Source organism: Bombella favorum (assembly GCF_014048475.1).
In the GTDB taxonomy this organism is placed as follows: domain Bacteria; phylum Pseudomonadota; class Alphaproteobacteria; order Acetobacterales; family Acetobacteraceae; genus Bombella; species Bombella favorum.
In genome coordinates this window covers 143,039-162,618 of the sequence record NZ_NWUS01000002.1, presented here as the reverse complement: position 1 = coordinate 162,618, position 19,580 = coordinate 143,039, and the positions used below count along the sequence as shown (strand labels likewise).

14 protein-coding genes are annotated in these 19,580 nt (G+C 56.1%); 10 read left to right on the top strand and 4 right to left on the bottom strand.

Going from position 1 to position 19,580, the window contains the following annotated elements; genetic code table 11:
• Window positions 1–33: 33 nt before the first annotated feature.
• The 10 genes from CPA57_RS05940 (at window position 34) to CPA57_RS05895 (ending at window position 12,835) form a co-directional block, all read left to right on the top strand.
• On the top strand, window positions 34–1,977 hold the full coding sequence (locus CPA57_RS05940; RefSeq protein WP_182081930.1) for a transglycosylase SLT domain-containing protein: 1,944 nt from the start codon (window positions 34–36) through the stop codon (window positions 1,975–1,977).
• Window positions 1,978–2,306: 329 nt separating this feature from the next.
• Window positions 2,307–4,175 carry a phosphogluconate dehydratase gene (gene edd, locus CPA57_RS05935; RefSeq protein ID WP_182081929.1) on the top strand — a complete coding sequence of 623 codons (1,869 nt, stop codon included), beginning with the start codon at window positions 2,307–2,309 and terminating at the stop codon, window positions 4,173–4,175.
• Complete coding sequence (eda, locus tag CPA57_RS05930; protein ID WP_077396200.1) at window positions 4,172–4,792, top strand: bifunctional 4-hydroxy-2-oxoglutarate aldolase/2-dehydro-3-deoxy-phosphogluconate aldolase; 621 nt, start codon at window positions 4,172–4,174, stop codon at window positions 4,790–4,792. Before edd ends, eda begins: the two co-directional genes overlap by 4 nt.
• Before the next feature lie 239 nt (window positions 4,793–5,031).
• Entirely contained in the window at window positions 5,032–6,651 is a 1,620-nt protein-coding gene (locus CPA57_RS05925; protein WP_229709292.1) for an MFS transporter, read from the top strand.
• On the top strand, window positions 6,648–7,868 hold the full coding sequence (locus tag CPA57_RS05920) for an HlyD family secretion protein (RefSeq protein ID WP_229709291.1): 1,221 nt from the start codon (window positions 6,648–6,650) through the stop codon (window positions 7,866–7,868). Before CPA57_RS05925 ends, CPA57_RS05920 begins: the two co-directional genes overlap by 4 nt.
• On the top strand, window positions 7,865–9,397 hold the full coding sequence (locus CPA57_RS05915; protein ID WP_229709290.1) for an efflux transporter outer membrane subunit: 1,533 nt from the start codon (window positions 7,865–7,867) through the stop codon (window positions 9,395–9,397). The genes CPA57_RS05920 and CPA57_RS05915 overlap by 4 nt, the downstream gene beginning before the upstream one ends.
• 87 nt (window positions 9,398–9,484) lie before the next feature.
• The gene (gene purH / locus CPA57_RS05910; protein ID WP_182081928.1) at window positions 9,485–11,074 is read left to right on the top strand and encodes a bifunctional phosphoribosylaminoimidazolecarboxamide formyltransferase/IMP cyclohydrolase; all 1,590 of its coding nucleotides are present in this window, start codon (window positions 9,485–9,487) and stop codon (window positions 11,072–11,074) included.
• A 5-nt stretch (window positions 11,075–11,079) separates the two neighbouring features.
• Entirely contained in the window at window positions 11,080–11,469 is a 390-nt protein-coding gene (locus tag CPA57_RS05905; protein WP_182081927.1) for a hypothetical protein, read from the top strand.
• Between the two features lie 8 nt (window positions 11,470–11,477).
• Entirely contained in the window at window positions 11,478–12,236 is a 759-nt protein-coding gene (locus CPA57_RS05900) for an NAD kinase (protein ID WP_182081926.1), read from the top strand.
• A 122-nt stretch (window positions 12,237–12,358) separates the two neighbouring features.
• Complete coding sequence (locus CPA57_RS05895) at window positions 12,359–12,835, top strand: TM2 domain-containing protein (protein WP_182081925.1); 477 nt, start codon at window positions 12,359–12,361, stop codon at window positions 12,833–12,835.
• Between the two features lie 88 nt (window positions 12,836–12,923).
• Here the strand turns inward: CPA57_RS05895 and CPA57_RS05890 are convergent, their stop codons facing one another.
• The 4 genes from CPA57_RS05890 to CPA57_RS05875 form a co-directional block, all read right to left on the bottom strand.
• Window positions 12,924–13,871 (bottom strand): 2-hydroxyacid dehydrogenase, encoded by a 948-nt coding sequence (locus tag CPA57_RS05890; protein ID WP_182081924.1) that lies wholly within the window; start codon window positions 13,869–13,871, stop codon window positions 12,924–12,926.
• 58 nt (window positions 13,872–13,929) lie between these two features.
• Window positions 13,930–14,421: a low molecular weight protein-tyrosine-phosphatase gene (locus CPA57_RS05885; RefSeq protein ID WP_182081923.1), complete on the bottom strand. Its 492-nt coding sequence runs from the start codon at window positions 14,419–14,421 to the stop codon at window positions 13,930–13,932.
• Window positions 14,418–15,398: an AEC family transporter gene (locus CPA57_RS05880; protein WP_182081922.1), complete on the bottom strand. Its 981-nt coding sequence runs from the start codon at window positions 15,396–15,398 to the stop codon at window positions 14,418–14,420. The genes CPA57_RS05885 and CPA57_RS05880 overlap by 4 nt, the downstream gene beginning before the upstream one ends.
• Window positions 15,399–15,491: 93 nt before the next feature.
• Entirely contained in the window at window positions 15,492–19,520 is a 4,029-nt protein-coding gene (locus tag CPA57_RS05875; protein ID WP_182081921.1) for a Hint domain-containing protein, read from the bottom strand.
• Between the last annotated feature and the right edge of the window lie 60 nt (window positions 19,521–19,580).

Here is a 19,580-nt window from a genome sequence, read left to right as displayed (position 1 = left end):
GAAACGTAAAACCGGGTTACTCCCCCCAGCATTATGCGATGGATATTGCCATGTGGGTCTCCCGCAGTGTGGCGTGGTGCCGTTCTCGGTGCTGCCATTCTGGCGGGAAACACTGTTTTTCCGGCGCAGGGGCAGGCTCTTCCTTTTCCGTCCCATGTGCCGGAGCATCCAGACGGTGAGGGCCACGATGCACCACCTTCTTCCGTAGCGGGGGGTTCCCTGCCACATCCGTTGTCGGCTCCTGTAGCCAGACACTATAAGGCGCTCTTTGCAGCAGTCCGTGCCGGGGATATCGCTCGGATTGGGGAGCTTGCCCACGGTTCGGAAACGAATAGCCCGGCAGGGCAGCTCCTTTTGCCGGATTATCTGGCAGAATGTTATCTGAGTATATATTTTCACCCGTCCGAGGCTCAGCTTACAGATTGGCTTCACCGTTATCCCGCTCTTCCTGATGCGCCGTTGCTGAGGCAGAAGCTGGAAGAGCTTCGCAAAGGGGTATCTGCCCCCAATATGACTTTCTCCTCCGGGTACTGGGATGTTGCTGATATCCAGCACTCCGACCGGGTTGTACCTTTTTCTCAGACGCTGACACGCAACGGATTGCTGGAACGTGATCTGATGGACAAAGCATCCTCAGGCGAGAAGGGTGTCCATAACGCACTTGTTCAGCTACGCACTGTTCCGGGTATGTCCTCCGCTTATGCGGCGCAGCTGCATGGTGAGATTGCTATGCAGGCTCTCAGTCAGGGGGATACACGGACGGCACTGCGTGTCGGGTCTGCCGGATTGGAGAAAGGGGAGCATCGGGTTGGTCTTCCTGCCTATGCGGCTGGTCTGGCGGCCTGGCGGGAGGGGCAGCTTGATGCCGCCTATAGCCTGTTTGAGACTGCTGCGAATGCCGAGCAAACGGATGGTGACATACAGGCAGCAGCGTCTTTCTGGGCCGGGCGTGTAGCAGAGCGGCACGGTAACGAGGCCTTATACCAGACATGGTTGCGTCGGGCCTCCGTGCAGAGCGAGAGTTTTTACGGCCTGCTGGCGGGGCGTCTGCTCCATTCGGATAAGTCGCAGGCTGCGACTGCTGTATCTGGCGTTCTTTCCACAATTGGGCGGGCAGGGGTCAAGCAAGCGACCCTGAGTGAAGTTGATATTAACGTTGTTGCCGCCATGGGCGAGGGGGCGCACCTTTTCGCACTGATTCAGATCGGGGAGCAGGGGCGGGCCGAAATGCTGGCCCGGCAGATGTGGCAGGATGCGCTGATGGACCCTGTCCGGGCACATTCTCTCCAGCTTGTTGTCAGGAAGGCGGGGATGCGTGCCTTGGCCGACCAGATGCAGCAGGCGTTAGCCAAGCTGGATCATAAAGGCTTTAAGGATGTTCTGGGGCCATTGCCGGACCTCCATCCACATCATGGCTTCCGCCTCTCTTCGGCTCTGGTTTATGCGGTGGCTCGGATGGAATCTAATTTTGATGCTGCTGCATCATCCGCCGCTGGGGCTTATGGAATGATGCAGGTACGACCGACGACGGCCAGCTTCGTGAGTGAGCAGTACCATCTACCGCAGACAGTGGCAGCAGCCTCCAGCGATGATTTTAATCAGGCCATGCAGCAGCGTTTGAGAGAGCCGGGTTATAATCTGGAGGTTGGCCAGCTTTACATGCTCTATCTGGCCCGCAGCCTTGCCCAGAGTGAGCAGAGCGATGGAGCTTCATTGTTGAAGGTTCTGGCGTCCTACAATGCGGGGCCGCAGGCAATCATCCGGTGGGAAAGCGGGCAGAAGGACCTTCAGGACCCTCTGATGTTTATTGAGTGTCTGCCGAGTGCGGAAACACGGCAATATGTCCGCAATGTCCTGACGAATGACTGGGTGTATGGCCGCCGCCTCCATGTTGCTACACCTTCTCTTGTTTCTCTGGCGGATGGGCAGTGGCCGAGCTTCCAGGAGGAGGAGCAGGGGCGTGACTCGCCCAGCTGAGTTCCGTTCAGCCATGTTGAGGGGTTCGTTTCACAAAGCCCAGACTGGAGTTTCATGCATGGCAGCATGAGGCTTCAGCTGGGTTTTTTCTTGGGAAACTCTCAAAAATTAAGGTTTTTTATGGTGGCCCCCTGCCATGGGTGAGATGGTGATGGCTAAGATGTGCATAGGTGGCCCGCTTGCCCGTGGAGGCGTCTTTCCTTACAAAAGGCAGTGCATGCTTTCCCTGTTAGAAATGGAAAGCGAGCGGATGATAATATGATGCCGTGTCTCTCAGGGGGAATTATCCGTCTGTCTGTGGGGTGTCCAGCCGAACAGCGAGTGCTTCAATGTCTCTGAATTCCGTTGTTGAGAGTGTAACGTCCAGAATTATTGAGCGGTCCAAGACGTCCCGCCGTCGTTACCTCACTCTTATGGAGCGTAATCGTGAAAAAGGTGCAGATAGGTCCCGGCTGACCTGTGGCAATCTGGCTCACGCCGTTGCTGCCTCCAGCGCTGCCGATAAGCAGGAGCTGGTGTTTGAGCAGCGTCCCAATCTGGGGATTATTACGACCTATAACGATATGCTCTCTGCACACGAGCCTTATGGCCGTTATCCAGAGCAGATGAAGGTCTTTGCACGCGAGGTTGGTGCCACGGCTCAGGTCGCTGGTGGGGCTCCGGCCATGTGTGATGGTGTCACGCAGGGGCAGGAAGGGATGGATCTTTCCCTGTTCTCTCGTGATGTGATCGCCCAGTCCACGGCTGTTGGCCTTAGCCATGCCATGTATGACGGTGTCGCCCTGCTTGGTATCTGCGATAAGATCGTACCGGGCCTGCTGATGGGTGCGCTGCGCTTTGGTCACCTGCCGGGTATGTTGATCCCGTCTGGCCCGATGACATCCGGCCTGCCGAATAAGGAGAAGGTCCGTGTCCGTCAGCTCTATGTGCAGGGCAAGATTGGCAAAGATGAGCTGATGAAGGCCGAAATGGCCTCTTATCACAGCGAAGGGACCTGTACCTTCTACGGTACAGCTAATACTAACCAGATGATGGCAGAATTCCTTGGGCTGATGATGCCGGATTCTTCCTTCATCCCGGTTGATACCCCGCTGCGTCAGGCTATGACACGTGCTAGTGTGCATCGTCTGGTCGAGATCAGCAATAAGGGTAAAAATCCTCGCCCGATGGCTGAGGTTGTCAATGAGAAGGCCATCGTCAATGCGATCGTTGGTCTGATGGCAACAGGTGGGTCCACAAACCACACCATTCACATTCCGGCTGTGGCCCGTGCCGCCGGTATCATCGTGAACTGGGAAGACTTTGCCGAGCTGTCCGCTGTTGTGCCGACACTCTGCAAGGTCTATCCGAGCGGTCCGTCCGATGTGAACAAGTTCAACGAAGTTGGTGGCCTGCCGACAGTCATCTCCGAGCTGTCCAGCGCTGGTCTGCTGCATCGTGATGCACCGACCATCTCTGAGAACGGTCTGGATGACTACGCTAAGCGTGCCCTGATGGGTAACGACAAGAACGTCGTTTATACCCCTGCCAAGCCGTCCAGCGATCTGGAAATCCTGCGTGGTGCAAAAGAGCCGTTCCATCCGGTCGGTGGTATCCAGCTGCTTCAGGGCAATCTGGGCCGTGGCGTGTACAAATCCAGCGCTGTGGCAGATAATCTGTTGACTATCGAAGCACCGGCTCGTGTCTTCCAGTCCCAGACCGCTGTGAAGGAGGCCCAGAAGGCTGGCGAGCTGCATCGTGACGTTGTGGTTATCGTTATCGGCCAGGGCCCTCGTGGCAATGGGATGCCAGAGCTGCACAATCTGATCCCGTCCCTCGGTGTTGAGCTGGATCAGGGCTTCAAGATCGCACTGGTGACAGATGGCCGTCTCTCCGGTGCCAGCGGTAAGGTCCCGGCGGTGGTGCATGTGGGGCCGGAAGCACAGGTGGGCGGTCCGCTTGCCAAGGTGCGTGATGGCGATGTCATCCGTGTCTGTGCCCGCACCGGTAAGCTGGAAGCTCTGGTGGATGAAAAAGAATGGGCAGCCCGCACGCCGACCAAGCCGCACCGTGCAACAGCCGGTACGGGGCGTGAACTTTTCGCCCTCATGCGTGAGGCGGCTCCGTCCGCTGAGGAGGGTGCTTCACCGATGTTGTTCATGATGGATCGTGAACTTGAAGAAATCGGTGATGATGTTGAGAAAGGAACCGAGGTATGAGCTACATCGAGAGACTGGATGCGGTGATGGACCGCAGCCCGATTATGCCTGTTCTGGTTGTTGAGGATGTGGCTAAGGCCCGTCCGATCGCCGAGGCTCTGGTCGCTGGTGGTATCTCCACTCTGGAAGTGACACTGCGTACACCGGCTGCTCTGGATGTCATCTCTGAGATGTCCAAAGTGGAGGGTGCGCTGGTCGGTGCCGGTACGGTGCTGAACACCGAACAGATGGACAAGGCCATGAAGGCCGGCGCAAAGTTCATCGTTAGCCCCGGCATTACGCCGGCTCTGGCTAAGGGTGCGCTGGAGCGTGACGTTCCTTTCCTGCCCGGTACAGCCAATGCTAGCGATATCATGATGGGTCTGGACCTGGGGCTGCGTCGCTTCAAGTTCTTCCCGGCCATGACGAATGGCGGCATCCCGGCTCTTAAGGGGCTGTCTGCCGTGTTCGGTAACCTTGGCGTGCGCTTCTGTCCGACAGGTGGCATCACCGAAGCCACCTACAAGGACTGGCTGGCTCTGCCGACTGTTGGCTGTGTCGGCGGTTCCTGGCTGACGGCTGGCGATGCTTCCCCTGAGGAAGTTGCCAAGCGTACGAAGGCTCTGGGCCTGCGCTAAGACGGGCGTTTGATGTGATGGGAAGGTTTTACCTTCCCATCTCGAAGATGGCGGGGCATGCAGTGTGGCTGTATGCCCCGCTATTTTTTTTAAGCGGTTATCTGGGGCAATATGGGTGAAAGAATGGGCTTGTTGCATCTATGTAACAGACTGGTCGAATAATCATGAAAATGTGATCTTGTGGTTAAACCCGTTTCAGTTCCCTGATACAGTCCTGACCATTCAGTCAGGAGACACTGTTGCAAACTGTTCGTGCCCATATGACGTCAATTATCGGCCTGTCAGGCGTTCTGCTGACAGCTATCATGACGACACTGAACGAACAGGTATCGGCGCAGGGCCTTAATGACATCATGGGCGGTATGGGGCTCAGTCACGACCCATCTCGCTGGTTTGTCAGTCTCTATACATCGGCACAGGTTATCGGAGCTGGGCTTTCCCCGTGGATGGCCATAACCTTTAGCTTGCGACGCTGGGCCTTCTTTGTGCTGACATTGGCTGTATGCAGTATTGTACCTATGGCGTTCTGTCAGACGCCGCTTTTGCTTTACATTCTGCGGAGTATGCAGGGGTTGGCCGGTGGTTTTGCCATCCCACTGCTGATGTTCTCTATCCTTAAGATATTACCCTTTAATCTGCGGGCTTATGGGCTAGTGGCCTATACGCTGGTTTCCACATGTTTCCCTTATCTTGGGACAATGCTTGCTGGATTGTGGACAGACCTGCTCAGCTGGCAGTTTATCTTCCTTCAGGCCATTCCGCTGGGGGCCTTGGCAGGGTTGCTCATCTGGTATGGTATGCCCATCATGGAGCCACAGCATCACCGGCTTCAGATTTTTAATGGGTATGGCCTGCTGTTCTTCGCTGTAGCAGCTTGGTGTTTGACGACCGTTCTTTCCCTTGGGGACTGGCTGGATTGGTTTAATTCCCCGTTGGTCTGCGTATTGGGGGCTATCGGGCTGGCAGCTGTCCCACTGTTGATCTGGAATGAATGGACGCATCCTTTGCCGTTTTTCCGGTTTCAGCTTCTCAGCCGGAATAATTATATTTACGGGGTTGGGGGGATCAGCCTGTTCGTGGTGGTGTCCCTCTCGGCGTCCGCTGTGCCGTTGCAGTTCCTTACAAAGGTTGTGGGATACCGGCCCGAGCAAAGCTATCTCGTCACGCTGGAAGTTGCCGCTGTGGAGATCGCCATAGCCCCGCTGGTGGGCTATCTGCTCAACCGGCGGGATGTGGATTGCCGGATTGTCGGGTTTTTCGGCATGCTGTGCATGTTCATCGCCTGTTGTGGGGATTCACTGGTTACCTCCGTGTGGCAGCGACCGGAATTTTACATCTGGCAGTTTCTTCAGGGTATTGGCGGGGTGATGGTGCTATCCTCCCTGCTGCTGATGTCCACTAATGCCGTGGTGGCAGAAGAATCCCCTTTTGCTGTGGCTCTGGTGAATATGCCTCGGGCCTTCATGATGGTTGGTGGCACATGGTTGATGGAGCTGGTGGGCCGGTGGCGGGGTGGCCTTCATTCAGATAGGTTGGCGGATCATCTGGGGCAGTATCGTTATGCCTTGGTGCAGGGCAGTAGTCCGCTTATCCAGAGTCCAACCCCGCTTTTGCCGGATGGACGCCCTCGCTTTCGGGGCAGCATGAGTTACCTCAAAGAGCAGTTTCACCATCAGGCAGCCGTGTTGACCCTGTCGGACTTGTTCTGCGTTTTGGCGGCTCTGCTAGCAGTGCTGATGGTCTTCATTCTGCTCGTCCCGGTGCGGACCTACCCGCCGTGGGTTGTTTTTGCGCCTCGTGGAGCAACGAAATCTCCTGATCACCCGGTGGCTCATTATAAGGAGACCATCAGGACATGAGGGAAAAGCAGGCGCAGGATGCAGGCTATAACAAAGCGGGAGAAACAGGGATGACACAGAAAGCAGACAAAAGGGCCGGGGATGCTCGTCCGCAGGCTAGTGTCACAAAGGATGTTCCGGCTGATGGAGATGCACTGGCCAGAGAAAGGCGGCGACGCTGGCCCTTCCTGCTGGCCGGGGGAATTATTTTTGCTTTCGTTGTTAGTGTGTTGGCCATCGTTTTTATTCCCGCCGCACGGGTCTGGACGAACGATGCCTATGTGACAGCACATTACAGCGTCATTGCGCCACGTGTGCCCGGTCAGGTCATGTCTGTTGCTGTGGATGATAACCAAACCGTCCATGCTGGGGATGTTCTGGTGCAGCTTGACCCGCGTGATTATCAGACGACTTTGGATCAAGCCCGGGCGGTAGAAGCGCATGATCGTGCTCTCGTGATGGATGCCGCCGCCAGCGTGGCCCGTCAGCCTGCTATTATTGCTGAAGCAAAGGCTCGGGTGGCTCAGCTTTCCGCTCAGCTTCTTTTTGCCAAACAGAATGCTAATCGCTATGCCCATTTGGCTCTCAATGGTGCAGGAAGCCGGGAGGAGGGCGAGCGGACCCGTGCCAGTCTGGATGATTTGACAGCCTCTCTTCAGGCGGCGGAAGCTCAAAGAGATGCTGCCGAGGCACAGCTTCGTGTGTTGGAAGCTCGGCAGGATTCAAGCCGCCGTCAGGTGGATGTTGATCGGGCACGGGTGCACCAGGCCGAGTTGAACCTGTCTTATACGGCCATCCGTGCCCCTTTTGATGGCATGGTCGGGGAACGTACCGTCCAAAGTGGCAATTATGTGCCCGATGGGGCGGCTTTAATGGTCCTCGTGCCGATGGATCAGCTCTGGATTGAGGCGAATTACCGGGAGCTTGCCCTCCAGAACATGCGCCCCGGCCAGAAGGCCCGTATCCATGTGGATGCCTATGATATCGACCTTGATGGTGTTGTAGATAGCGTGCCACCGGCCTCTGGTGCGGCCTTTGCGCCTTTGGCACCGGAGAATGCTACGGGCAATTTTACTAAGATTGTTCAACGCTTACCCGTCAAGATCACGCTGGTGCCGGGGCAGCCCCTAGCCCGTCTGCTGCGGATGGGTTTCTCTGTTGAGACGACCGTGGAGACGGGGCTGAGTTCTGTGGTTAGGGCGCAGACACGGACAGACCGGGCGGTGACGGATAAATGAGTATGAAGGGTCTGTCGGTCCGGTATTGGAAGGGAACGGTGGGGCTAGTTCTGCTAGCTCTTGGTGGCTGTGTGCGGATGGGGCCGGACTATCACACTCCGAAGGAGGCTGATCAGCCTGCGGCGTGGCAGAAGGCGGCAGATGCACGGGAGAAGCGGAGCCGTGGTTTTACAAGCCCCGCTACGGTGGATGTTAGCTGGTGGCAGCAATGGCATGACCCGGTTCTGAACCGGTTGATTGAACGGCTCTCACGCGAGAATCTGGATATCCGACAGGCGGCCACCCGTGTTCTTCAGGCCCGTGGGCAGCTGAAGGTTGTGGCTGCAGAGGGTGTGCCAAGCCTGAACTGGGCCGGGTCTTACACATGGACACAGCAGAGCCGGAAAGGTTTTCTGACACTTGCTGAGCCCGCACCGGGTTCTAATCTGCAATATGAGCAATATGCCAATATTGGTTCTGTCTCGTGGGATCTGGACGTTTTTGGCCGTATTCGCCGCCTTGTGGAGGCCGGAAAGGCCCATGTGGAGGAGCAGCAGGCTTATGCTCAGGGTATTGCGCTGGCCCGTCTTGCTGATTTCGTGGAGGCCTATCTACGCCTGCGGGCGGTTCAGGCGCAGATAGGCCTGACAGAGCGGCATCAGGCCCTTGTGCGGCATGATCTGGCCCTCGTTCTGGCCCGTCAGAAGGAAGGCGCAGCGAACGATCTAGAGGTTGCACAGGCTCGTGGTCAGGTAGAGCAGACAGACAGTGCCCTGCCTCCCTTGCGAGACATGCAGGCTGCCCTGATTAATACGATGAGTGTCATGCTAGACCTCCCACCTCGTGCGCTGGAGGAAGAGCTGATGCCAGTGCGGCCCCAGCTAGACGTACCTGTTTCGGTGGGGGTGGATGTGCCTTCTAGTCTGGCGCAGCGGAGGCCGGATATTATGGTGGCGGATGCCCGTCTCCATGCGGCCACGGCTGAAGTTGGTGCTGCAAAGGCGGCATTTTATCCAGATATCAACTTAGCGGGCAATCTAGGGACGCAGAGCCTCTCGGCGGGCGATTTCTTCATGCCTGCGGCCAAATATTTCACCCTCGGCCCGACTGTGAATGTACCGATCTTTGAAGGTGGACGCCTGCGGGGTACATTGGCCTTGAAGAAAGCAGAGCAGCAGGAAGCTGCTCTGGCGTATCGTCAGACAGTCCTGAATGCATGGCGGGATGTGGATGATGCCATCACGCGGCTAGCCCAGATTCAGCTCCGTTATCAGCATGTCACGGAGTTAGTGCAGCAGAATCGTAAGGCCTATAACGCCGCCCGCCTGCAATATGCGGATGGAGCTGTACCCTTTCTGGAGGTGGATAGGGCGGAATCCATGCTGCTTTCTAGTCAGGTAACGTTGGCGGATCTGCGGATGGAAACAACCCTGGCTGCTGTTAGTCTGTATCGTGCCTTGGGCGGAGGGTGGCAGCCTGTGCTGGCCGCCACCGAACAGCGCATGGCGGCTGATGCTAAGGCTGAAAAGGAAGAGAAAGCGGCCCGATAAGGCATAGATGGTGAGAAAGTGGCTTTTTGCGGTCTGTTTACATGAATCTGTCTTGCACAGCGGGAAGGCCGGGGATATGCCACAAACATGACTGATACACGCTTTTCTCCCCGTCGTGCCCTTCTGTCCGTTTCCGACAAGACAGGGCTGGTTGATCTGGCTCGTGCCCTTGTGGCCCAGAATGTTGAAATCCTTTCCACAGGTGGCTCTGCCCGTACGCTGCGTGAAGCCGGCCTGCCGGTAAAGGAAGTCTCCGAGCATACAGGCTTCCCCGAGATTCTGGATGGTCGGGTCAAGACATTGGTGCCCTGGATTCATGGTGGTATCCTTGGCCGGCGGGACAAGGCAGAGCATAAGGCGCAGATGCAGGAACATGGCATTGCGCCGATCGATCTGGTCTGCGTCAATCTCTACCCCTTTGCGGCTACTGTGGCTTCCGGTGCGGATGCTGAACAGTGTGTCGAGAATATTGATATTGGTGGTCCGGCCATGGTGCGGGCGGCTGCTAAGAATTTTGCGTCTGTTGCTATTCTGACAAGCCCTGCCCAGTATGCGGGTTTCCTTGCGGCTCTGGCGCAGGGGGGCACGACATTGGCAGAACGCCGGGAATGGGCTGCTGCTGCCTACACGCATACGGCAGCTTATGATGGGATGATCTCCGCTTGGTTTACCCAGAAGGATGGGGAAGAAGGCAAGGTTGCTCTGCCGCCCGTTCTGACACTGTCCGGCCAGCGTGACGAGCTGCTGCGTTATGGTGAGAACCCCCATCAGGCAGCGGCTTTCTATCGGGATGGCAGCACACGGCCCGGCTTGGCGACGGCAAAGCAGATTCAGGGTAAGGCCCTGAGCTATAACAACCTTAATGATACGGATGCTGCCTTTGAGGCTGTGGCTGAGTTTGATGAGCCGACCGTGGTGATCGTCAAGCATGCCAATCCGTGCGGTGTGGCTTCTGCGGCTACGCTGGTGGAGGCATGGAAGGCTGCTCTGCGCTGTGACCCGGTTTCTGCCTTTGGTGGTATTGTGGCTCTGAACCGTAAGCTGGATGAGGCCACGGCTGAGCAGATCAGTGCGATCTTCACCGAGGTGATCGTGGCTCCTGATGCTGATGAAGGGGCAAAGGCTATTCTGGCCAAAAAGAAGAATCTGCGTCTGCTGTTGACGGGCGGCGTACCGGATGCTCGGGCACCGGGCCTGTCTTTCCGCTCCGTTTCTGGCGGGTTCCTTGCCCAGAGCCGGGATAACGGGCATGTCACGGAAGATATGCTGAAGGTTGTGACGAAGCGTAAGCCGACAGTGCAGGAAATGGCAGACCTTCTGTTCTCCTTCCGTGTTGCCAAACATGTGAAATCGAACGCCGTGATCTATGTGAAGAATCAGGCTACGGTGGGCATCGGTGCCGGGCAGATGTCTCGTGTGGATAGTGCGCGGATTGCCGCCCGCAAGAGCGAAGATGCTGCTCATGCAGCTGGGGAGTCTGAGGCTTTGACCAAGGGGTCCGTTGCTGCCTCTGATGCCTTCTTCCCCTTTGCCGATGGGTTGGAGAGCGTGGTCGCTGCAGGGGCAACGGCTGTTATTCAGCCCGGTGGGTCCATCCGGGATCAGGAAGTGATTGACGCTGCGGATGCTGCGGGTATTGCTATGGTCTTTACGGGGATGCGCCACTTCAGACATTGAGGTTTATGATGATCACCCGATTTTCTGCTCTTTCCGTACTGATAGCCGGGCTGGCTGGCCTGTTCCCTGTGGCCTCCCATGCGGCGGACTGCCAGTATGACGTAAAGCCGGTGCCGGTCTTTACCGGCACGGTCAGTCGGATCACGGGTGATGGCGTTCTGCTCTCTGATGGGCGGGATGTCGTCATGCCGGAGTCCCTATTGCCTTTCGTTCGTCTGTCCAATGACGTGAAAGTGCATGGGCTGCTCAGTCTGGATGGGCGGAAAATCTGGGTGCTGGCCCTCTATGATAAAGATAGGCTGGTTTGTCCTTCGGTGCTGGATGTTCGCAAGGGGGCGTATCCCGGTTCAGCGGCTTATGATGTAATCCAGCACCAGGGAAGTGAGGCTCCCTGAGGCGGCGTATGAATATAGCTTTCGTTGCTGCTCCCACTGAGGCTGCACAGGAGGCGTTGAAGCGCTTTACCGGGCGGTACGGTAATGTTCCGCTGGAGCAGGCCGAGGTGCTGGTGTGCCTAGGCGGGGATGGCTTCATGCTGGAGACATTGCTGCATATCTGCGGTAGTGATGTTCCCGTTTTCGGTATGAATTACGGGACGATCGGGTTCCTTATGAACTGCCCGGAAGAAGATCATCTTCCGCAGCGTCTGGCCTATGCTCAGCATACGGAAATCGCCCCGTTGCATATGTGGGCACGGACCAACTCTGGGGAGATTCATGAGGGTATAGGCTTTAATGACGTGTTCCTGTATCGGGAAACCCGTCAGACGGTCCATATTGGCATTGAGATTGATGGCCGGATGCGGATGCCCCGCCTGACATGTGATGGCATCATTTTGTCGACCCCCGCAGGTTCGACAGCGTATAATCGTTCAGCTCATGGGCCAATTATTCCTTTGGGGGCGGAGCTATTGTCTCTGACACCCATTTCTCCCTTTCATCCTCGGCATTGGCGGGGTGCCCTCTTACCTGCAGGGGTGACAGTCCGTTTTACCCTATCTGACACAGAGAAGCGTCCCGCTTCGGCTGTTGCAGGGCCGGAGGAGATTCGTGATGTGGATGAAGTGGTTGTCCGGTTGGATAATGAAAAGAAAGTAACGCTTCTATTCGACCCTGACCATAGCCTGTCCGAACGGATTATTGCGGAACAGTTTGCCGAATAGAGCGTATACGTTACAGATTAATGCAATTTATGTCTGTCCGATGATGTCTGACAGAAATGTTGCTTTGTGTCTGGCCAGTTCTCCTTTACTCTCTGGTTTCTTAATGGAGATGGAGAGACGAGATGCGTGGGACCATTCTGAATTACGATGTGAAGCAGGGCGAGGGTATTATCAGCGGGGGTGACGGTAAACGTTATTCTTTCAAGGGGAGCAGCTTCGGGTCTGAAGTTGCCTTGCTGCGTAACGGCACTGCAGTTGATTTTGAAGTGCAGGATGGTGAGGCTCAGTCTATCTTTGTAGTTCCAGAAACCCGGCAAGGGGGATTGGGGAACGTCTTTGAGGAGATTGGTGGTAAATCCAAAATGATCGCTGGGCTGTTGGCCCTTTTTTGTGGCGGGTTGGGTGTTCACAAATTTTATCTGGGTTACAACCGTGCCGGTATTATCATGCTGTTGGTGACGGTGTTCGGGATTATCCTTTTGGGTCTCCCGAGCCTCATCATCGCTGCTATTGCCTTTATTGAAGGCATTATTTACATGACAAAATCCGATGAGGCTTTTTATTTGACGTATGTTAAGAACCGTAAGGAATGGTTCTGATCATCTCTGCTTTGGCAGACTAGGCGATAGACAGCCCGGAGTACCTTTTGATGCGGTACTCCGGGCTGTCATGCATTTGGAGGGCCAATCAGCAGGCCGGTGTGAGTAGAGGCTTTCCACTGAAATAGGCTAGCAGATTGTCGATGATATTCTGCCCCATAGCTAGCCGTGTCTCGATTGTGGCGGAAGCCTGATGCGGTTGGAGAACGACATTATCCAGCGTCAGGAAAGCCGGATTGATTGTCGGTTCGTTCTGGAAGACATCAAGCCCGGCCCCGGCGATGCTTTTGCTCTTTAGGGCTGTCAGCAGGGCCTCTTCATCAATAACACTGCCTCGGGCTGTGTTGATCAGCACACCATTTTTGCCGAGTGCTGCCAATATGTCAGCATTGACGATATTTTTTGTCGCTGCGGTGGCAGGAAGCGTGATGACGAGGATATCCGCCCAAGCCGCCAACGCTTTGAGGCTGGGTTCGAATGTCAGGGTGCTACCTTCACGAGGATGGGGGTTAAAATAAGCAACCTCCATATTGCTGGCTTGCGCCCGCCGTGCAACGGCCTGACCGATGCGGCCAAAACCAGCAATGCCCAGCTTCCGGCCATTGAGAGAATGGGCCAGAGGGGGCAGTTTCCCGGCCGCCCAGTTGCCATCAAGCAGGAACTGTTCATTAGTTTTGAGATTACGCTTCAGGGCCAGCAGGAGGAGCATGGCCATGTCGGCGACATCGTTGGTGGAAATGTCTGTGGTAACGGTAACCCGGATATGTCGTTTCTGGGCTCCTGTAAGGTCGATCTTGTCCAGCCCAACCCCGTTGACGGCAATAATCTCCAGATGTGGCAGAGCAGCCATGACCTCGGGTGCTACGCCGTAGGAGCCTCCCGTAGCGATGGCCCGAATATCCGGCGCAATCTTTGCTAGATCATCCATATTGGTGAAAGGATGAATGATGAAATATTCTGCCAGTGATGCCAAGGTGGGTTCTGGAAGAGGTTCCAGCAGAAGCAGGTGCTGTTTTGTCCAAGATGATGCAGTCATGATGCATACTTTCAGAAAGTAAGGAGATGGCCGGTACTAGGCAGGGCCCGGCTATCGCTTAGCGGGAGGATGGTGTATCCAGATAACGGGCGGCTAAGGCTTTACACCCTGCCTCGACATCCCGCCATGTGGTTTCAAAACCATCTTCAGAGCCATAATAGGGGTCTATAACATCCCGTCCTTGCTGGCCGGGGACATGGTCCAACAGAAGGCTGACATGAGCCTTGCTGCCAGAGGGTTGAAGCTTTTTCAGGGCAGCAAGGTGGGATTTGTCTAGGGCAATGATATGGTCGAATCTATCAAAGTCCATAGTCCTGACTTGGCGAGCCCGTAAGGGATTACCATCCAGACCATGGCGCCGTGCTGTGGCACGGGCGCGCGGGTCTGGTCGGTCACCTTCATGCCAGTTTCCTGTCCCGGCGGAATCAATATCAACCGTCAGGCCACGTTGTTCAGCCTCCCGTCGCATGGCGAGTTCGGCCAGGGGCGAACGGCAAATATTGCCAGTGCAGACAAAAAGGAAAGAAGGGAAGGAGGAAGAGTGTGTCATGCGTTTGTCAGCCAGATGAAGAATGCCAGAGTCAATATGGAGCTAATTGTACCGAAAAAAAGGACCGAGGCGATTTCACGCTCCATCATGTGATAGCGCATGGCGAGAATGACATTCATGGCAGCACTGGGCATAGCCATGGCGAGGACCCCTTGTTGCATGGCGAGGGAGGGGAGATGCCACAGGAAAGCGAGCGCACAGACGCCAAGCGGGATGAGAATGTTCCTACCCAGCACCATGAGGCCCACAGGTAGGCTGAACCGAACCTGCCGGGCACAGAGGACCACACCAGAGGCGAACAGCGCTGTTCCCCCTGTGGCATGACCCAAAAGCTGGAGGGAGCTTTTGAGTGGCAACGGGAGGTGGATATTAGCCAGCACCATTAGAAAGGCCAGCATAGGTACCCAGACAACAGGCTCTTTGCAGGAGTGGAGGAGGTGGCCACCTAGCTCCCGCAATGTGGTTTGCCATGTGGATTGTGCTTCATCATCCTGACGTTGCCGGCGTTGTTGGTCATGGTTCATCAGGATGAGTGTCAGAGGGATCTGACACAGATTCATGACGAGAGATGCCACAGAGATAGGTACGGCACTGGTCGGGCCAAAGAGCTGCCCAAGAACAGGAATCCCAATAAAAGGAACAGACGGGCCCGTTACGGTCATGGTGATTAGAGCGGCTTCACCTTGTTTGCGTCCTAGCCCCCAGCGCAAAATAGCGAAGAGAACACTATAGACGCCGAGCATGGCCATGAGGATGAGGCCTGCTAACGGCCCTGCTGAGAGAACCCGTTCCCGTGGTGTGCTGAGGATAGAGGCTAGAAGAGCCAAGGGTAGGGCATAGAGCATGACAAGCCGGATGAGAACACCAGCCTGATGGGAGTCGAAGTCCCTACGCCATGCAGCCAGATAGCCTAACCCAAGTGTGACCAATATGGGCAGGATGGCTTCTATAATTGTCAGGAAAAGGGCTGTCGTCATGGGCTGCCATCAGTCCTGCATTGGGAAGTGATGAAACAGCCTATGACGTTTCAGCCCCCAAGGGAACAGTTCTATTCCCTTGGGTAGCAGGTTTTAAGCCTGCCGGTAAGGACCGCCGGCCTGTACTTCGATGCTGAGCATGTTCTGGCCAACATTAGCGGACGGAGCATCATGCAGAAGAAGTTCTGCTTCTCCCTGCGTCCAGCGGTGCGGCCCGGCCTCGATAACATCCCAGCCCTTCAGGTGCCGTTCTGTCAGATGGCGGGTAATGACATGTTCATGGCTTCCAGCCCAGACAGAGACCTGACCAACCAGCATACCGAGCTCACGGCGGTCATCCATATGTGGCCCGATATTTTCGGAAGGACGGAACGTCCGAGAGCCAAGCATGACACGCCGTGCATGAGCAGGCAGCGAGAAGAGATAACGGCCTGCTTCATGCCGCTGCGGGCGAATAGTCCGCCCATCTTCCAGCCGGATATAGGGGGCAGGGTCCGCTGTCATGCCATCATGGGAGGTATCAGCAGCCGTTTCGACCTTTGTGATGCCCAGTTCAGCCGCCCGTGCAGCGAAGGTCTCGTGAAGTGGTTTCACGAAGGCCTGCGAAACATCCAGCGGTGCTGCAGCATGTTCGTCCCAGTTAAGCCGCTGACGCTCTGCCAAGCTCAGGATGTCTTCCGAGGAACCGTCTGGCTTGTAGAGTTCTTCCTCGTCTGTATCCAACCAGCTTTCTGTCAAAACATCATTGGCCCAGATGACAGAATGAGGCGCCGTCTGCACATGGTAGTAGTCATACTCTACCTGGCTGTGATCGTAGCGGATTGATGTGCCGTTGACGAGCATACGGGCAGGAACGAAGCGTCCTTCGAAGTAGAAGCAATGTTCCGGCGTGACAGAAAGGTCCTTATTGGGCAGACCTGCGCCAAAGGCATCCTTCGCCACGATGACGGACCAACCGGCCATATCCTCAGGCTGGGACGTGTTAACACGGGCACGACGCTGGATGACGGCCGTAATCTCGCGAACGTCTTCTTTCCCGTCTTTAAAAACGCAGATCTGCTCGCCCTTACGCAGCCGCTCCACAGCTTTCTCCCCCTTGGGGGTGCGGATCATGCTGCCAGCAAGGAAGCACTTCTGATAGACAATAACGGTATTGCCGTTTCCGTCATCATTGATGATGAACCCGTTGTCAGCGTAGTTACCTGTCAGGTTCATCTGCCAAGTCTGGCCGTTCTCGGAAACCGTCAGGATACCCTGTTTGAGGCTAACACTGCCGGAATTGCTGTATTTCAGCCCAGCAACACGGATACGGGCGTTGTAGCCCATGGAGGTGTTGACGAGTACAGCACCAGAATCAATGTTCAGCAGGCCGCCCAGGTTGTTTGTTCCAGCACTACTTGTGGCACCGATAATTGTAGCGCCGGACAGGGTACCGCCGGACTGAACCATGGTGTTGGGGCTGCTGGAAACATGCTGGCCAGAACCCGCATCGTACGTGACGAGGGTCTGCACAGCCGTACCGCCAGAGGACACAGTCAGCTCGCCACCATTGGCAATGCGTGCCCCGCTGACCCATCCGCCCTTAGCAACGTCGATGTGCTGGACAGATGCCCCGGAGTTCAGAATACCGGAAGCCCCGCTCATGATGGTCAGGCGGCTAATGAACGCACCAGAGGCGACAGTGGCCTGACCGGATGAGAGGTACACGCTGTTGAGCTGAGCACCGGAGTTGATGATGCTCGTTGCCCCATTGACAGCAGAAAGGACCTTAACGCCTGCACCACCCTGAGGGATGTCCGTATTGACGCCATTAAGCGTGACATTCGGTACTACAGCACCGCTGGCAATGGCGAGAGACGCGCCCTGGCTGGCACTGAGCATGGTGGTAATGCGAGCACCAGAACTGACGCTATTTACGCCACCGATTGCGTTGAAGGTGTAGAGGAACGCCCCAGCGGAAATAAGGTTCGTTGCATTCGTAGCGTTGAGGTTGAGGATAGCCCCGCTGGTAAGATTGTTCGTCCCGCCCGTTGCGTTGAGGTCACCGATGACACCCCTACCGGAGATGGTGTTCGTCGCACCCGAGGCTGTCAAAGTCCCAACGGTGCCTGCGGCGTAAATAGTATTCGTTCCGCCGGTCGCATTGAGGTTAACGACGTAGGCCCCACTGGAGACGTCGTTCGTTCCGCCCGTTCCGTTGAGGGTACCTACGATAGCCTGACTGGAGATGTTATTCGTCCCGTTCGAGGCGTAAAGGTACTGGATTGTTCCTGTGCCGCGAATGTTGTCAACAGCACTAGGGGCAACGTTTATGGTGAAGACATCGGCGCCATTAATGGTGGCTGTCCCATTGCTGCCAACATCAATTTCCTTGAAGCTGTAGCCGGAATCAACAAACAGGGACCCACCAACAGCCGATGTGGTTGTTGGGGCGCCATACCAGGACCCCTGTGCAACCGTCGCAGTGCCAGCAGAGACCTGTAGCGGTATACTGTTGTTGATCAAGCCACCGGACATGAGGCTGCCCGTACCGCCAACGATGGAGAGCCCGTTAGCGATCGCCCCTCCAGAGCCGAGGACAACGGCACCATTCACCTGGGCTGTTGCGGAGGAGACAACACCCCCGTTGCCGATAACAACAGCACCGCCGGTGGCGGAAGCGTTATTGGGGTCCGACCCAGAGCCGGCCATAGCAGTACCAACGGCAGCACCCGAGCCGGAAACAAGAGCCGTACCACTACCAACAGCATAGACAGCGTTGCCACCAATTGTAGCACCGGACGTGATAACCGATGTACCACCACTGGCCACGATATAGTCTACCGATGCCCCGCCCGGGAAGACGGTGCGGTCAGTCGCATTGGTGATGATGGTAGCACCGTTTCTGATGGTCCCGCCGGAGAGGAGTGTCAGGGTACCGCCGTTACTTACAACGAGGTGACTGGCGCTACCGCCGTTATCGACCTGGATGGTACCGCCATTGTTGGCGACAAAATCAGACCCAACGCCACCGGATTTAATTTCAGCATAGCCCTGGCTGGCACTCAGGCCAGAAATGTAGCCACCCGAGGCAACAAGGGCAGAACCACCATTTCTGACAGCCCCATTGAGGAGCGTCCCGCCGGAACTAACAGTCTCTGTACCACCGGTGATGTTGGGGGCCACGCTTGTCCCGCCATAAAGAACCGTTCCCTGCGCCCCTTTTGAGAGGACGGAGCGCGTTACGGTCCCATCACGACCGACGATCTCAGTCGCACCGGATGTAACGACATCGTCATAAGAGGAGCCGAAACCATAGCTACCGTATTGCAGGGCGTAGTTAGCGTTAAGCCAGCTGAAGTACGTTCCACCGGTGACCTGAATTGTCCCACCACTGTTGATGGTAGCACCGGCGGTGGTTCCGCCAGAGTTGAGAAGCGTACCACCCAATATGGTAGCGTTGGAAGACAAACCCTTACTGAGGACCAGCTGGATACCCCGGCTATGGGCAAATAGCTGATCTTTGGAGGTCCCACCGGAGAAAACGGCCTGACTACCGAAGAGCGTTCCGCCGCTACCTACTCCCCCGTTACCAATCCCGAAAAGGCTGCCCGGGTTGAACGTCCCGCCGCTGATCAGACCACCGGACCCATTCACCGTATAGCCTTTAACGACGAAGTCGGCCGCACCACCGCCAGCAAGCGCATACCCACCGGAGCCGACAACGGGGTCTAACGCAGTACCACCCGCACTAACGTACTTTCCGTTAGCACCGGCACCGGTCACACCGCCAGCAAAGATGGCCCCTGATGAGCCGACAATCCCACGGGAGATGACGCCACCACCCAGAGCTTCAATAGAGGCATTATAAAGTGCCGTGGCACCTGTCATTAGGCCGTTCGACCCAATAATAGCTATGGAGCCACCATCAACGGCAATCCCGTTCTGTGAAAGGCCATTATATGAATAAAGAAGGCTGTTCTTACCTGTTAAGGGGCCGGTGCCACTGACATAATTGCCAGACGTATCATTATCGTGGACTGTGTTACCTCTGAGAACCTTACGCCATCCGCTAGGAGCGCTGTCTTTATCAATGGCGAAAAGGTTATCGTAACTGGGGTCGTAAGTGTAGAAATTGGCCATGACGCAGGGAATCCTTCGGCTATGCTGTGGCAGGCAAGATTAAGCAAATATAAATGAACG

Coding starts and splice junctions, on each gene's coding strand:
- CPA57_RS05940 (WP_182081930.1), top strand. CDS start 34: ATGCGATGGATATTGCCATGTGGGTCTCCCGCAGTGTGGCGTGGTGCC.
- edd (WP_182081929.1), top strand. CDS start 2,307: ATGTCTCTGAATTCCGTTGTTGAGAGTGTAACGTCCAGAATTATTGAG.
- eda (WP_077396200.1), top strand. CDS start 4,172: ATGAGCTACATCGAGAGACTGGATGCGGTGATGGACCGCAGCCCGATT.
- CPA57_RS05920 (WP_229709291.1), top strand. CDS start 6,648: ATGAGGGAAAAGCAGGCGCAGGATGCAGGCTATAACAAAGCGGGAGAA.
- CPA57_RS05915 (WP_229709290.1), top strand. CDS start 7,865: ATGAGTATGAAGGGTCTGTCGGTCCGGTATTGGAAGGGAACGGTGGGG.
- purH (WP_182081928.1), top strand. CDS start 9,485: ATGACTGATACACGCTTTTCTCCCCGTCGTGCCCTTCTGTCCGTTTCC.
- CPA57_RS05905 (WP_182081927.1), top strand. CDS start 11,080: ATGATGATCACCCGATTTTCTGCTCTTTCCGTACTGATAGCCGGGCTG.
- CPA57_RS05900 (WP_182081926.1), top strand. CDS start 11,478: ATGAATATAGCTTTCGTTGCTGCTCCCACTGAGGCTGCACAGGAGGCG.
- CPA57_RS05895 (WP_182081925.1), top strand. CDS start 12,359: ATGCGTGGGACCATTCTGAATTACGATGTGAAGCAGGGCGAGGGTATT.
- CPA57_RS05890 (WP_182081924.1), bottom strand. CDS start 13,871: ATGACTGCATCATCTTGGACAAAACAGCACCTGCTTCTGCTGGAACCT.
- CPA57_RS05885 (WP_182081923.1), bottom strand. CDS start 14,421: ATGACACACTCTTCCTCCTTCCCTTCTTTCCTTTTTGTCTGCACTGGC.
- CPA57_RS05880 (WP_182081922.1), bottom strand. CDS start 15,398: ATGACGACAGCCCTTTTCCTGACAATTATAGAAGCCATCCTGCCCATA.
- CPA57_RS05875 (WP_182081921.1), bottom strand. CDS start 19,520: ATGGCCAATTTCTACACTTACGACCCCAGTTACGATAACCTTTTCGCC.